This window comes from Pseudomonas sp. FP603, assembly GCF_030687415.1.
GTDB lineage: Bacteria > Pseudomonadota > Gammaproteobacteria > Pseudomonadales > Pseudomonadaceae > Aquipseudomonas > Aquipseudomonas wuhanensis.
Map to the genome: position 1 here is coordinate 3,285,975 of NZ_CP117431.1, position 14,502 is coordinate 3,300,476.

General features: G+C 62.0%; 10 protein-coding genes. 8 read left to right on the forward strand and 2 right to left on the reverse strand.

The genetic code is table 11. The features are described 5' to 3' along the window. Positions 1-12: 12 nt before the first annotated feature. The 3 genes from PSH65_RS15160 to PSH65_RS15170 all read left to right on the forward strand — a co-directional run bounded on the left by PSH65_RS15160 (position 13) and on the right by PSH65_RS15170 (position 5,023). On the forward strand, positions 13-1,374 hold the full coding sequence (locus tag PSH65_RS15160; RefSeq protein WP_305426806.1) for a DUF1329 domain-containing protein: 1,362 nt from the start codon (positions 13-15) through the stop codon (positions 1,372-1,374). 69 nt (positions 1,375-1,443) lie between these two features. After that, the gene (locus PSH65_RS15165; protein ID WP_305426807.1) at positions 1,444-2,547 is read left to right on the forward strand and encodes a YCF48-related protein; all 1,104 of its coding nucleotides are present in this window, start codon (positions 1,444-1,446) and stop codon (positions 2,545-2,547) included. Between the two features lie 52 nt (positions 2,548-2,599). Next, complete coding sequence (locus tag PSH65_RS15170; RefSeq protein WP_305426808.1) at positions 2,600-5,023, forward strand: RND family transporter; 2,424 nt, start codon at positions 2,600-2,602, stop codon at positions 5,021-5,023. Positions 5,024-5,159: 136 nt separating this feature from the next. Here the strand turns inward: PSH65_RS15170 and mhpT are convergent, their stop codons facing one another. Next, a complete protein-coding gene (mhpT, locus tag PSH65_RS15175) occupies positions 5,160-6,377 on the reverse strand; it encodes a 3-(3-hydroxy-phenyl)propionate transporter MhpT (protein WP_305426809.1) in 1,218 nt (405 codons plus the stop codon). A gap of 331 nt (positions 6,378-6,708) precedes the next feature. Here mhpT and PSH65_RS15180 point away from each other — a divergent pair, with 331 nt between their 5' ends. After that, positions 6,709-8,019: an OprD family porin gene (locus PSH65_RS15180; protein ID WP_305426810.1), complete on the forward strand. Its 1,311-nt coding sequence runs from the start codon at positions 6,709-6,711 to the stop codon at positions 8,017-8,019. Positions 8,020-8,079: 60 nt separating this feature from the next. Here PSH65_RS15180 and PSH65_RS15185 read toward each other — a convergent pair whose 3' ends face one another. Then, on the reverse strand, positions 8,080-8,568 hold the full coding sequence (locus PSH65_RS15185) for a MarR family winged helix-turn-helix transcriptional regulator (RefSeq protein WP_063340120.1): 489 nt from the start codon (positions 8,566-8,568) through the stop codon (positions 8,080-8,082). Positions 8,569-8,779: 211 nt separating this feature from the next. Between PSH65_RS15185 and PSH65_RS15190 the strand changes: the two genes are divergently transcribed. The 4 genes from PSH65_RS15190 (at position 8,780) to PSH65_RS15205 (ending at position 14,453) form a co-directional block, all read left to right on the forward strand. Next, complete coding sequence (locus tag PSH65_RS15190) at positions 8,780-9,610, forward strand: p-hydroxycinnamoyl CoA hydratase/lyase (protein ID WP_305426811.1); 831 nt, start codon at positions 8,780-8,782, stop codon at positions 9,608-9,610. A 129-nt stretch (positions 9,611-9,739) separates the two neighbouring features. Beyond that, on the forward strand, positions 9,740-11,188 hold the full coding sequence (locus PSH65_RS15195; RefSeq protein ID WP_305426812.1) for an aldehyde dehydrogenase: 1,449 nt from the start codon (positions 9,740-9,742) through the stop codon (positions 11,186-11,188). A gap of 143 nt (positions 11,189-11,331) precedes the next feature. Next, positions 11,332-13,215 (forward strand): feruloyl-CoA synthase, encoded by a 1,884-nt coding sequence (locus PSH65_RS15200; protein ID WP_305426813.1) that lies wholly within the window; start codon positions 11,332-11,334, stop codon positions 13,213-13,215. Next, positions 13,212-14,453: a thiolase family protein gene (locus tag PSH65_RS15205; protein ID WP_305426814.1), complete on the forward strand. Its 1,242-nt coding sequence runs from the start codon at positions 13,212-13,214 to the stop codon at positions 14,451-14,453. Before PSH65_RS15200 ends, PSH65_RS15205 begins: the two co-directional genes overlap by 4 nt. Positions 14,454-14,502 lie beyond the last annotated feature (49 nt).

Here is a 14,502-nt window from a genome sequence, read left to right on the forward strand (position 1 = left end):
GGTGGATTCGCCATGCAGAACAACGCTTTCCTGAACACTTGCGTCCTCACCGTGGCCCTGGCCGGCATCAGCCTGGCGCAGGCAGCAGTGTCACCTGAACAGGCTGCACGCTTGAAGTCTGAACTGACGCCCCTTGGCGGCGAGCGCGCCGGCAATGCCGATGGCAGCATCCCGGCCTGGGACGGCGGCTACACCAAGGTCGCGCCGGGCTACAAACCGGGTGACAAACGTGCCGATCCATTCGCCGGCGAGAAACCGCTGTATTCGATCAAGGCCTCGAACATGGAGCAGTACGCCAGCGTGCTGGCCGAAGGCACCAAGGTTCTGTTGAAGAAATACCCGGACTATCGCCTGGACATATACCCGACCCATCGCTCGGCGGCGGCCCCGCAATGGGTGTATGACAACACCGGCAAGAATGCCACCCGTGCCACGCTGGATGTGGAAACCGAAAAAGTCGCCAGCGCCTATGGCGGCATTCCGTTCCCGATACCGGAAAATGGCGCGCAAGTGTTGTGGAACTACCGGTTGTCCTGGCAGGGCGGCGAGACCATTAGCGCACCTTTTGATACCTGGCTGATGACCGCCGGTGGCAAGAAGGTCCAGGCGACCCGGGCCCTGTTCAGCTATCAGTTTCCCTACTACTCCGAAAGCGGCAGCCTGGAAAATTTTGCCGGCAAGTACCAGGTTGGCAAGCTGCTGACCGAATTGCCGTCATCCAAGGCCGGCGAAGGCTTGATGACCCACTGGGACATGGACCCGGCCAACCGTGCGGCCTGGCAGTATCTGGTTGGCCAGCGCCGGGTACGCCGAGCGCCGAACATCGCCTACGACACCCCGGACTTCGTCACCTCTGGCGTCGGTCTGTTTGACGAAGCGTTCATGCTGTTCGGGCCTACCGACCGCTACGATCTCAAGCTTGCGGGCAAGAAAGAACTGATCGTCCCCTACAACAATAATCGCGCCGGCCTGGCCAAGAGCGACGACCTGGTCAAACCGAACTTTCTCAATCCTGATCTGGTGCGCTGGGAGAAGCATCGGGTCTGGGTGGTCGAGGCCACGCTCAAATCCGGCAAGCGCCATGTGGTGCCGCATCGGACCTACTACGTCGACGAGGATTCCTGGCAGATCCTGATGGTCGACGGGTATGACGCCCAGGGCAAACTGGGACGGCAGATGTATTCGCTGACGCTGTTGGCGCCAGACCTGCCGGCGCTCACTGCGCAAGTCATGTGGGGCAGCTACAACCTCGATACCGGCGCTTACTTCCTTAACGCTTCGAGCAACGATCTGGCGGTCCAGTACCAGACGATCGCAAAACCTTCGGCTTCCTTTTACACACCGGATGCCATGGCCAACGAAAACATGCGTTGAACCATGGAGCGCTGTGACGGGCGAAAAGCTCGTCGCGGTCGCTGGCGATTTTCCAGGCGGGATAAAGACATGAACGTTGAAAAAAGCTTTGCGAGTTTCGGTCTGCGATGGAGTGCCTGCGCGCTGGCGTTATGTCTGTTGGCGAGCACGTCGATGGTTGCGCAGGCCGCGACGTTTGCGGTACTGCAGCAACCGGCACTGCCGACCGCCAAGGCTGCGCGCGCGGTATTGCTTGGGTTGGCTCGGGCTGGCGAGCGTCTGGTGGCGGTCGGCGAGCGCGGCATCGTGCTGCTTTCGGATGACTCTGGAATGACTTGGCGACAGGCCCGTGTGCCGGTCAGCGTCAGCCTGACCGCGGTGCAATTCGTCGATGCCGAGCAGGGCTGGGCGGTCGGTCATCTGGGCGTGGTGTTGCACACCGAGGACGGCGGTGAAACCTGGCACAAGCAACTCGACGGTGAGCGTGCCGCCGCGCTGGCGGTGCAGGCCGCTGAGCGCGATGCCAATCAACCGGACGGCGCCAGCAACCTGGCGCAGGCACGGCAGATGCTGGACGACGGGCCGGATAAACCGTTTCTCGACCTGTACTTCAGTGACCGCCTGCATGGCTACATCGTTGGCGCCTATAACCAGATCTACCGTACCGACGACGGCGGGCGAAGCTGGCGGCCGTGGATGCAGCATGTGAACAATCCGCAGGGCCTGAACCTGTATGGGATCCGCGCTTCGGGTAACGATCTGCTGCTGGTGGGGGAGCGCGGTTTGCTGTTGCGTTCGACCGATGCCGGGCATTCGTTTCAGCCTCTGAAATCACCTTATGAAGGCAGCTTTTTCGGTCTGCTCGGCACCCGCGGCGGAGCCTTGATTGCCTATGGACTGCGCGGCAATGCCTGGTGGTCCGAGGACCGTGGCAGCAGTTGGCGACGCCTCGACACCGGCATCGAATCAACACTGGCGACAGCCATCGAACTGCGTGACGGCAGCCTGCTGTTGGCCAGCCAGAGCGGTGAACTTTTGTTCAGCCATGACCAGGGCCGCAGCTTCGACAAGCGCCAGAGCCGCAGCGGCGGGACGGTCGCTGCCGTGCAACAGGCAGCCGACGGCGGTCTGGCCAGCGTCGGTTTGAGTGGTGTGGCAACTGATCAGGATCCGCGGGCCTCCGCCAAACCTTGAAACTTCACGGTGTAGCGCTATCGGGCCACGGCCCGTGCAACAGGAGTCAGACTTGAAAGACGACAAAACCCAAACCGTGATCGGCCGCCTGGAAGACTTCGACCAGGCGTCGGGCAACTTCGCCGAGCGAATGATCTTCAACCATCGACCGCTGGTGATCCTGCTGTGTCTGCTGGTGACGCTGGTGCTCGGTTGGCAAGCCACGCGCATCGGTATCAACGCCAGCTATGAGAAGACCATCCCTACGGGGCACCCCTATGTCGCCAACTTCCTGGAGAATCGCAGCGAGTTGAGCGGTCTGGGCAACTCGTTGCGGATCTCCGTGGAGGTCAAACAGGGCAGCATCTTCACCAAGGATTACCTCGACACGCTGGCCAGGCTCAACGACGAGCTCTATCTGCTGCCGGGTGTCGACCGGCCCTACATGAAGTCTTTATGGACCCCGACCACGCGCTGGACCGCGGTGACCGAAGAGGGGCTCGATGGCGGCACCGTGATCCCCGACGACTACGATGGTTCGGCGACCAGTATCGAGCAGGTGCGGACCAACGTCGCGCGTTCTGGTGAGGTCGGTCAATTAGTGGCCGGTAACTTCAAGTCCAGCGTGATCTTCGTGCCGTTGCTCGAAGTCAGTCCGCAGACCGGCAAAGCCCTGGATTATGGCGAGTTTTCCCGACAGCTGGAGGCGTTGCGGGACAAATACCAGACCGATGAACTGCGAATCCACATCACCGGTTTCACCAAGATCGTCGGCGATCTGATCGAGGGGCTGACCCAGGTCTTGTTGTTCTTCGTGATGGCGGTGCTGGTGACCGTGGTGGTGCTTTACGGTTACACCCGCTGCGCGCGCAGCACCCTGGTGGTGGTGACTTGTTCGTTGGTGGCAGTGCTTTGGCAGATGGGCCTGCTCGCGATACTTGGGTATGAGTTGGACCCGTACTCGGCGCTGGTGCCGTTTTTGGTATTCGCCATCGGCATGAGCCACGGCGCGCAGAAGATGAACGGCATCATGCAGGACGTCGGTCGCGGCACCCACCGGGTGGTGGCCGCGCGTTATACCTTCCGCCGACTGTTTGCCGCCGGCATGACCGCGTTGCTCTGTGATGCGGTGGGCTTCGCCGTGTTGCTGCTGATCAACATCCGGGTGATTCAGGACCTGGCGATCACCGCCAGCCTCGGCGTGGCGGTGCTGATTTTCACCAACCTGATTCTGCTGCCGATCCTGCTCAGCTATATCGGTGTCAGCCCGGCAGCGGCGCAACGCAGCCTGAGTTCGGAAACCGCCGAGCTGCAGGCGCAGATCAAGCATCCGTTGTGGCGTGTGCTGGATTTGTTCACCCAGCGGCGCTGGGCCATTGGCGCCATGCTGGGCGGCCTGCTGCTGGCAGCGTTTGGTTTTGCCGTGAGCCTGAACCTGAAAATCGGCGATCTCGATCCTGGTGCTCCGGAGTTGCGCGCCGACTCGCGCTACAACCGCGACGCGCTGTTCATGACCCAAAACTATGCGGCCAGTTCGGATATTTTCGTGATCATGATCAAGACGCCGGAAGATCAGTGCACGCGCTACGCCAGCCTGTCTGCGGTGGATGCGTTGGCTTGGCAACTGGAGCAATTGCCTGGCGTGGAGTCGACCACTTCAATGGCGGCGTTGAGCAAGATCGCCACGGCCGGCTACAACGAAGGCAACTTCAAGTGGTATGAGCTGATCCCCAATGACGGCGCGCTGGGCGCCGTGCAGACCCGGGCACCGCGGGAGCTGTTCAATCAGGGCTGTTCGATGCTGTCGCTGTACGTTTACCTGTCCGATCACAAGGCCGATACCCTGAATCGGGTGGTGGAGGCGAGCGAGGCCTTCATCGCAGCGCATCAGGTGCCAGAGGTCAAATTCATGCTGGCCGCCGGCAGCGCCGGAATCGAAGCCGCGACCAATATCGTGGTGAAAAAATCCATGCACGAGATGCTGTTCTGGGTCTACGGCGCGGTCAGCCTGCTATGCCTGCTGACCTTCCGCAGCTGGCGTGCAACCCTGTGCGCGATGCTGCCGCTGATGCTCACCTCGATTCTGTGCGAGGCGCTGATGGTGGGGCTGGGTATGGGGGTGAAAGTCGCAACCCTGCCGGTAATCGCACTGGGCGTGGGCATTGGCATCGACTACGCACTGTATGTCTTGAGTGTGATCCTGGCTCGAATGCGTGCCGGCGACACCCTGGCCCAGGCGTATTACCAGGCGCTGCTGTTCACCGGCAAAGTGGTGTTGCTGACCGGCATGACCCTGGCGGTTGCAGTGTCGACCTGGGCGTTCTCACCGATCAAGTTCCAGGCCGACATGGGTATTCTGCTGGCGTTCATGTTCCTGGTGAACATGCTCGGTGCCCTGATTCTGCTGCCGGCTCTGGCCTGGTTGCTGCTGCCGCAGAAGGTCTTCGCAAAAAAGCCTGAAGCGAGCTTGCTTGTGCAGTGGGTCAAGGAGGGCTGAAGGGCTCGGCACGCGGGACCCTGTGGGAGCGGGCTTGCTCGCGAAGACGGCGGTACAGGCAACATCGATGTCGTCTGATACTCCGCCTTCGCGAGCGAGCCCGCTCCCACAGGTCTCGCGTTTTAACTGATGGGGTTCAGGCCTTGGCCTTTTCCATCGATACCGTAAGTGGGGCCGAACGGGCAATCACGCTGATGATCGCCAGTGCTGCAATCAGCAGCCCGGGCGAGGTCGCCAGCAATACCCCGGTGGTACCGGCCCCAGCCGCCAGAATCTGCCCCGCGGCCAACGGCCCGGCCACCGATCCGAGGCGACCGATAGCCACCGCCGCGCCGACGCCGGTGGCACGCACCGAAGTCGGGTACGACGGCGGTGCCAGGGCGTAAAGCACCAGCTGCGCGGCCATTACAAACAACCCGGCGGAAAAACCGGCGATGGCCATGGGGACGATGCCCACCGACAGACCGACCCCGGCCAGCGCCGCCAGCAACCCGGCGTAGACAAACAGCACCACTTTGATGCCGTTGCAGCGATCCAGCAGCAGCCCGCCGAGCAGGGAACCGAGGGCGCCGCCGATGTTGAACAGCATCTGCACCAGGCCTGCCTGGGGTTTGCTGAAACCCTGTTCCAGCAACAGCGATGGCAGCCAGTTGAGCAGCATGTACATCACGGTCAGGGTGAAGAAGTAGCTCAACCACAATGCCAGGGTGACGCGGGTCCGGTCTTCGCCGAACAGCGCCTGGCCGGTTGACGCGCGCGCCACGTTGACGCTGCCTTGTTGCTGGCGAAAGGCGCTGGACTCAGGCAGCAGCAGGACCATCAACGGCACCACCAGCAAAGGCACGAGACCACCGATGATGAAGGTCATCTGCCAATGCTCGGCAAACAGCATGGCGACTACCGCCGCCAGCGCGCCGCCCAACGGCACGCCGGCATACATGATGCTGATCGCGGTGCCGCGACGTTGCTCACCCACGGCTTCGGCACACAGCGCGATCAGGTTGGGCAGGGCGGCACCCAGGCCCAGGCCCGTCATGAAGCGCGCCAGCAGCAGGCCGGAAAAACTGCTGACATAGGCCGTGTTGAGGGAGAACACGCCGAACAGCAGCACGGCGCCGATGAGGATTTTCTTGCGGCCGATGCGATCGGCGATCCAGCCGCCGAAGAAGGCGCCCGGCAGCAAACCGATGATGCCGGCGCTGAATACCCAACCCATCATTTTCGGGTCCAGGGCAAAGGTCTGGCGCAGGCCCGCGGCGGCAGTGCCGGCGGCTTGCAGGTCGAAACCTTCGATCAGTGCAACGATAAAACACAGGGCGATGGTCAGCGTCGTGCGACGTGATGGGGTGTCCATGGCGAACCTCATTATTGTTTTTGTTGGGGCTTATGGGGGAACGCGAGCCTGATTGCTGTAGGCGATAACAGGCTGAAATTAAGATTAACAAAGATAACTAAAAAATGAATGACCAAGGGTTTTTACTGAAAAAAGCCATTAAATTCATTTAAATCAATGTGATGACATAAGGTGGAAGATGTATTTATAAAATAGATAATAATATTAATGTTCGATTATCGGTCATTGTGGATTGACGCCACCCTCAGGCGTTTCCATTCTCTGACCGGAGATCCTTGGGGCAACCCGACGATCCCGTTCTAAAAACAACAACAATAAGTGGACATCGAACATGCCAAATCTCCCTCGGGACGCCCTCGTGGCGATCTCAACCTTACCTGTTCGCGCACGTCATCTGGCCCTGTTGGGTTTGAGTGTGATTGCCACTCCGGCGCTGGCCGAAGGCTTTATCGATGACAGTCACGGCACCTTGACCCTGCGCAATTACTACCTGGATCGGGACTACAAGGACGACGGGGCGAAGACCGCGGCCCGGGAATGGGCCCAGGGTTTCATCATGAATATGGAGTCGGGCTTTACCCCGGGGACTGTTGGTTTTGGCCTGGACGCTCGCGGCCTGATGGGCGTCAAGCTGGACTCGTCGCCCGACCGCAGCGGCACCGAGTTGTTGCCGGTGTCCGCCAGCGACAAGCGTGCGGCGGACGAGTATTCGCGCCTGGCCATGACCGCCAAGATGCGTTTTGCCCAGACCACGGTGAAGACCGGCGATGTATCGATCTTCCTGCCGTTCGCTTTCGCCAGTCCGTCACGGCTGCTGCCGCAGACGTTTCGTGGCACCACCCTCAGTTCAAAGGACATCGACGGGCTGACCTTCAACACCGGCTACATCGATCGCATCAACAAGCGTGATTCCACCGACTACCAGCCGATGAGCATTGCCTCGCCGAACCGGCGTTTCAACGGAGCGGCCACCTCATCGCACATGGCTTATGTCGGCGGCGATTATCAGGTGAACAAGGACCTCAGTCTGCGTGCCTATCACGCCGAAGTGGCGGACTTGTATCAGCAGAACACCCTGGCGCTGCTGCACAATCTACAGGTGGGCGAGGGCACGCTGACCACTGATTTGCGCAGTTTTTTCAGCGACGAGGACGGCAGCGCCAAGGCCGGCAAGGTGGACAACCGCAACCTGTCGGCGCTGTTCGGCTATCGCTTTGGCGGCCATCGCCTGAGCCTGGGCTATATGCACTCCAGTGGTGACACCGCGACGCCTTACGTGTCGGGCACCGAGTTGATGGGCATGAGTGAGCTGACCATGAGCTCGGACTTTCTCAATGCCAAGGAGCGGACCTGGCAGGCGATCTACGACTATGACTTCGCCGCCGTCGGGGTGCCCGGGCTGAAGAGCCGGCTACGTTATGTTCGCGGTGACCATATCGAGCTGACGGCGCTGAATGCCGACGACCGCAAGGAGCGAGAATTCCAGATGGAGCTGGGGTATGTGATCCAGAGTGGCCCGCTGAAGAACGTCGGGCTGATGGCGCGCAAGTCGATCTATCGCAATGACTTCCCCACCGGCGCGGCGTTTCGCGATGAAAACCAGACCCGCTTTCTGGTGCTCTACACCGTACCGATCTGGTAAGTCGTTTTTACCTGCCACGACGCCGGCCGTTCCCCCCAGGAACGCGCCGGCGTTGGCGTTTCAGGCCTGGTAGACCTTTTTCAGCAGCCTGAGCAGCTCTTCGCGTTCCTGGCTGTCGAGGTTGGACGTTGCATCCATGTCGCTCTCGGCGGCGATCAGTTTTAGCTCCTTGAGCAGGGCCTCGCCGGTCTTGCTGAGAAAAATCCCATAGGAGCGCTTGTCCGGTTTGCAGCGCACCCGCACCGCCAATGCCCGGCTTTCCAGTTTGTTCAGCAGCGGCACCACTTGCGGTGGCTCGATGGTCAAGGCCTTGGCCAGGTCGGCCTGCATCAACCCGGGGTTCTGGTCGATGATCGCCAGGGCCGAGAACTGGGCCGGTCGCAAGTCGTGGGCCGAGAGCCGGCCAATGAGGTTCTGGAACAGTTTCAGCTGCGCCCGGCGCATGGCGTAACCGATCAGGTCGTCCAGGGCGGAATCCAGCGGCGCCTGGGTTTCGGCGCTGTCGGCAGGGGCCTCGGGGGCGGCGGCAATCTTGGAAGACTTGGCCATTGCAGGGTGAATCCTCAGCTGGCGGTTAAGAAGACTATCTAGTTTGCCGAGATTGGCCGTGGATAGCCACGACCTCTTTCATATCTCTGCGCGCTGCGCCCGTTTCAGGCACGAAAACAGTTCGGTTAATTTTATTAATAGTTAATTGACATAACTATATTTGCGGTTTAGTTTTTACCCATCGTCAAGCCAAGAACAAGAGAGCATCACCATGAGCAATTACGAAGGTCGCTGGACAACGGTCAAAGTGGAAGTCGAGGAAGGCATCGCCTGGGTCATCCTCAACCGCCCGGAAAAACGCAATGCCATGAGCCCGACCCTGAACCGCGAGATGATCGACGTTCTGGAAACCCTGGAGCAGGATCCAGACGCCGGTGTGCTGGTGCTGACCGGCGCGGGCGAAGCCTGGACCGCGGGCATGGACCTCAAGGAATACTTTCGCGAAGTGGACGCCGGCCCGGAAATCCTTCAGGAAAAAATCCGCCGCGAAGCCTCTCAATGGCAATGGAAACTGCTGCGCATGTACGCCAAGCCGACCATCGCCATGGTCAACGGCTGGTGCTTCGGTGGCGGTTTCAGCCCGCTGGTGGCCTGCGACCTGGCGATCTGCGCCGATGAAGCGACCTTCGGCCTGTCGGAAATCAACTGGGGCATCCCGCCGGGCAACCTGGTGAGCAAGGCCATGGCTGACACCGTGGGCCATCGCCAGTCGCTGTACTACATCATGACCGGCAAGACCTTTGACGGGCAGAAAGCCGCCGAGATGGGCCTGGTCAACGAGAGTGTTCCGCTGGCGCAATTGCGTGAAGTGACGATCGAACTGGCGCGTAACCTGCTGGAGAAAAACCCGGTGGTGCTGCGCGCGGCCAAGCATGGCTTCAAGCGTTGCCGCGAACTCACTTGGGAGCAGAACGAAGATTACCTGTACGCCAAGCTCGATCAGTCGCGCCTGCTGGACACCGAAGGTGGCCGCGAGCAGGGCATGAAGCAGTTCCTCGACGACAAGAGCATCAAGCCCGGTTTGCAGGCTTATAAACGCTGAGCCCTGGCGTTGAGAACAAGGCGAGCTGGCCGGGCGATCGAGCGTCCGCCAGCTGTTCGCCCCGGCGCCCAGGCGCTACTGTGAACCCCTCGACTGTATTCCCGATAAAGACAATAAAGAGGAATCACCATGCTGGACGTGCCCCTGCTGATCGGCGGCCAGTCGTGCCCCGCCCGAGACGGTCGAACCTTCGAACGGCGTAATCCGGTGACCGGCGAAGTCGTGTCGCGAGTTGCCGCCGCCACCCTGGAAGATGCCGATGCTGCCGTTGCTGCGGCTAAAGCGGCATTCCCCGCCTGGGCGGCCCTGGCCCCCAATGAACGACGCACTCGGTTGCTGCGCGCGGCCGAGCAGTTGCAGGCCCGCAGCGCGGAATTCATCGCGGCGGCCGGCGAGACCGGCGCCATGGCCAACTGGTACGGCTTCAATGTGCATCTGGCCTCCAACATGCTGCGCGAAGCCGCGTGCATGACCACCCAAATCAACGGCGAAGTCATTCCCTCCGATGTGCCCGGCAGCTTCGCCATGGCCCTGCGGCAACCCTGCGGCGTGGTGCTGGGCATCGCGCCCTGGAACGCCCCGGTGATCCTCGCCACCCGCGCCATCGCCATGCCGCTGGCCTGCGGCAACACCGTGGTGCTCAAGGCGTCGGAACTGAGCCCGGCGGTGCACCGGCTGATCGGCCAGGTGTTGCAAGACGCCGGCCTCGGCGATGGCGTGGTCAACGTCATCAGCAACGCGCCCCAGGATGCTCCGGCGATTGTCGAGCGGTTGATCGCCAACCCGGCGGTGCGTCGGGTCAACTTTACCGGCTCGACCCATGTCGGGCGCATCGTCGGTGAACTGTCGGCGCGTCATCTCAAACCGGCGTTGCTGGAACTGGGCGGCAAGGCGCCGTTCCTGGTGCTGGAGGATGCCGATCTGGATGCAGCGGTGGAGGCCGCAGCCTTCGGCGCCTTCTTCAACCAGGGACAGATTTGCATGTCCACCGAGCGCCTGATCGTCGATGCCAAGGTGGCCGATGCCTTTGTTGCCAAACTGGCGGCGAAGATCGCCACCTTGCCCGCCGGCAACCCCAATGCCGAAGGTTCGGTGCTCGGTTCTCTGGTGGACAGCAGCGCAGGTGAACGCATCAAACTGTTGATCGACGATGCCCTCGACAAGGGCGCAACCCTGGTCACGGGTGGCCAGCTGGAGGGCAGCATTCTGCAGCCGACCTTGCTCGATGGCGTCACCGACGCCATGCGTCTGTACCGCGAAGAGTCCTTTGGCCCGGTGGCGGTGGTGCTGCGCGGTGAGGGCGACGAAGAGCTGCTGCGCCTGGCCAACGATTCCGAGTTCGGCTTGTCGGCGGCGATCTTCAGTCGCGACACCGGCCGTGCGCTGGCCATGGCCCAGCGAGTCGAGTCGGGCATCTGCCACATCAACGGCCCGACCGTGCACGACGAGGCGCAGATGCCGTTCGGCGGGGTCAAGTCCAGCGGCTATGGCAGTTTTGGCGGCAAGGCGTCCATCGAGCACTTCACCCAATTGCGTTGGGTGACCTTGCAGAACGGACCGCGGCACTACCCGATCTGAGCAGCCGTCGCAGCGTCGGGCGACGCACGCTTGAGAGCGATCGTCGCCCGCGTGCACGCCAGACATAACAATAACAAGGCTGCGATGCCCCGGTTGACCGCTTCCCGGCGGACCGGTGGCGTGCCTTGATGGAGAACAAGCACGTGAGTTCCGAATTCAGATCGCCACCCCAGACCGAGGCCAACGCGCCGCGCTATCGCCAGGTGTCCATCGGCCGCCCTGCGGTCGAGGTCAGCGAGGAGCAGGGCATATTGCATATGCGCTCCCTGGAGCCCTTGGCCGAGTTGCCCGTACGCTTGCTCGATCGCCTGGTGCATTGGGCCCGGGTGCGCCCGCAACAGACCTTTATCGCCGCTCGCCAGGAGGGCGGCGACTGGCGCCGGGTGAGTTACGCCGAGATGCTGACCAGTGTCCGCGCCATTGCCCAAAGCCTATTGGGTTATGGGCTTTCGGCAGAGCGCCCGCTGGCGATCCTCTCGGGCAACGACATCGAGCATTTACAGATTGCCCTGGGCGCGATGTATGCCGGGATTCCTTATTGCCCGGTCTCTCCTGCCTATTCGTTGTTGTCCCAGGATTTCGCCAAGCTGCGGCATGTCTGCAATTTGTTGCAGCCGGGCCTGGTGTTCGTCAGCGACGCCGCGGTCTATCAGCGGGCGATCGATGCGGTGCTGCCGGCCGAAACGCCGCTGATCAGCGTGCGCGGCCAAATACCGGGTCGCAATCAGGTGAGTTTTGCCAGCCTGCTGGCGCAGCCCGGTGGTGCCGAGGCCGATTGCGCCTTCACGGCTACCGGGCCGGACAGCATCGCCAAATTTCTGTTTACCTCAGGCTCCACCAAACTGCCCAAGGCAGTGATCACCACCCAGCGCATGCTCTGCGCCAACCAGCAGATGCTGTTGCAGACCTTTCCGGTGTTCGGCGAAGAACCTCCGGTGCTGGTGGACTGGTTGCCGTGGAATCACACCTTCGGCGGCAGCCACAACGTCGGCATCGTGCTGTACAACGGCGGCACCTTTTACCTGGACGACGGCAAGCCGACCGTCCAGGGGTTTGCTGAAACACTGCGCAACCTCAAGGAAATATCGCCCACCGCGTACCTCACCGTGCCCAAGGGCTGGGAAGAACTGGTCAACGCGCTGGAGCAGGATGGCGAGTTGCGCGAATGTTTCTTCTCGCGCATGAAGCTGTTCTTTTTCGCCGCCGCCGGTTTGTCCCAACGGGTTTGGGATCGCCTGGACCGGGTCGCCGAACAGCATTGTGGCGAACGCATTCGCATGATGGCCGGGCTCGGCATGACCGAGGCGTCGCCGTCCTGCACGTTCACCACCGGGCCGCTGTCCATGGCCGGCTATATCGGCCTGCCGGCTCCCGGTTGCGAAGTGCGCTTGGTGCCGGTGGACGGCAAGCTGGAGGGGCGTTTTCGCGGGCCGCACATCATGCCCGGTTACTGGCGCGCGCCGCAGCAGACTGCCGAGGTGTTCGACGAACAGGGTTTCTACTGTTCCGGCGATGCGCTGAAACTGGCTGACCCCCGTGATCCGCAACTGGGACTGATGTTCGACGGGCGCATCGCCGAGGACTTCAAACTCAGCTCCGGCGTGTTTGTCAGCGTCGGCCCGCTGCGCAATCGCGCGGTGCTAGAAGGTACGCCCTATGTTCAGGACTTGGTGGTGGCCGCGCCGGATCGCGAATGCCTGGGTGCACTGGTCTTTCCCCGGATGTATGAATGCCGACGTCTGGCCGGCTTGAGTGCCCACGCCAGCGATGCCGAGGTCCTGGCCAGCGCGCCGGTGCGTCAGTGGTTCAGCGATTGGCTACAGCGGCTCAACCGCGACGCCACCGGTAATGCCAGCCGCCTGGAATGGATCGCGCTGCTCGACGAACCCGCCTCTATCGACCGCGGGGAAATCACCGACAAGGGCTCAATCAACCAGCGCGCGGTGCTGCAATGGCGCGCCGACAAGGTCGAGGCGCTGTATCGCGGCGAAGAACCTTCCATCCTGCGTGCCGGACCTCTGTCGTGAGCAGCGCGGGGCAGTATTCGAGCTTTAGCGATGTGGCGATTTTCGAAGCACTGCGCACGCCTTGGGTCGATCTCGGTGGGGCCTTGGCCCAGGTTTCGCCGATCGACCTGGGGATCAAGGTCGGGCGCGAGGTGCTGGCCCGCGCGGCTATTGATCCATCCTCGGTCGATAGCGTGCTCGCCGGCTCGATGGCTCAGGCCAGTTTTGATGCTTACCTGCTGCCTCGGCATATCGGCCTTTACAGTGGCGTGCCGCAAGAGACTCCGGCGCTGGGTGTGCAGCGCATCTGCGCCACCGGTTTCGAACTCTTGCGGCAGGCCGCCAGGCAGCTGGATGACGGTGTGCAATTAGCCTTGTGTGTGGCGGCCGAATCGATGTCGCGTAACCCGATTGCCGCTTACACCCACCGCAGCGGTTTCCGGCTCGGTGCCGAGGTGGCGTTCAAGGATTTTCTCTGGGAAGCCCTCTACGACCCGGCCCCAGGCGTCGACATGATCACCACCGCCGACAACCTGGCTCGGCGGCATGGTCTGAGCCGCGAAGAAGTGGATCGGTTCGCCCTCGACAGCCATCAATTGGCGCTGCAGGCCCAGGCTGACGGCTGGTTTGAACCGGAGCTGGTGGCGCTCGGCAATGAGCGCTTTGAACTGGCCGGCTATCAGCCACGCAGTATCCAGTTGCCACGGGGTGTAGACCGCGTGACTCGCGATAGTCATCCGCGACCCACCGATCTGGACACCTTGGGCCGGTTGCGGGCGGTGCATGTGGGTGGTGTGCAAACGGCCGGCAACAGTTGCGCGGTGGTTGATGGCGCGGCGGCCGCGCTGGTGGGGCGAGCCTCTGCGGCCCGGCGTCCGGTATTGGCTCATTTGCTGGCGAGTGCCGTGGTAGGCGTGGCACCGGAATTCATGGGGATAGGGCCGGCGCCAGCCATCCAGTTGCTCTTGCAACGTAGCGGGATGTCCCTTGGCGAAATCGGTTTGCTGGAGATCAATGAGGCCCAGGCCGCTCAGGTATTGGCTGTGGCCCAGGCGCTTGAACTGGACGGCGACCGGCTCAACCGGCGGGGCGGCTCGATTGCTTTGGGGCATCCTTTGGCCGCTACAGGTTTGCGCCTGGTGCTGACCCTGGCCAGGCAACTGCGCGAGGGTAATCTGCGTTATGGCATCGCCGCCGCGTGTGTCGGTGGCGGGCAGGGCATGGCTCTGCTGATCGAAAACCCGGCCTATCAAGGCTGAGGCAGAACACCGCGGCCTCTGCCCAAACCTGGCGTCACTCTCTTGCGTT

What these genes read in the sequence shown, in the direction of transcription:
- PSH65_RS15160 (WP_305426806.1), top strand. Translation starts at nt 13, where the DNA reads ATGCAGAACAACGCTTTCCTGAACACTTGCGTCCTCACCGTGGCCCTG.
- PSH65_RS15165 (WP_305426807.1), top strand. Translation starts at nt 1,444, where the DNA reads ATGAACGTTGAAAAAAGCTTTGCGAGTTTCGGTCTGCGATGGAGTGCC.
- mhpT (WP_305426809.1), bottom strand. Translation starts at nt 6,377, where the DNA reads ATGGACACCCCATCACGTCGCACGACGCTGACCATCGCCCTGTGTTTT.
- PSH65_RS15180 (WP_305426810.1), top strand. Translation starts at nt 6,709, where the DNA reads ATGCCAAATCTCCCTCGGGACGCCCTCGTGGCGATCTCAACCTTACCT.
- PSH65_RS15185 (WP_063340120.1), bottom strand. Translation starts at nt 8,568, where the DNA reads ATGGCCAAGTCTTCCAAGATTGCCGCCGCCCCCGAGGCCCCTGCCGAC.
- PSH65_RS15190 (WP_305426811.1), top strand. Translation starts at nt 8,780, where the DNA reads ATGAGCAATTACGAAGGTCGCTGGACAACGGTCAAAGTGGAAGTCGAG.
- PSH65_RS15195 (WP_305426812.1), top strand. Translation starts at nt 9,740, where the DNA reads ATGCTGGACGTGCCCCTGCTGATCGGCGGCCAGTCGTGCCCCGCCCGA.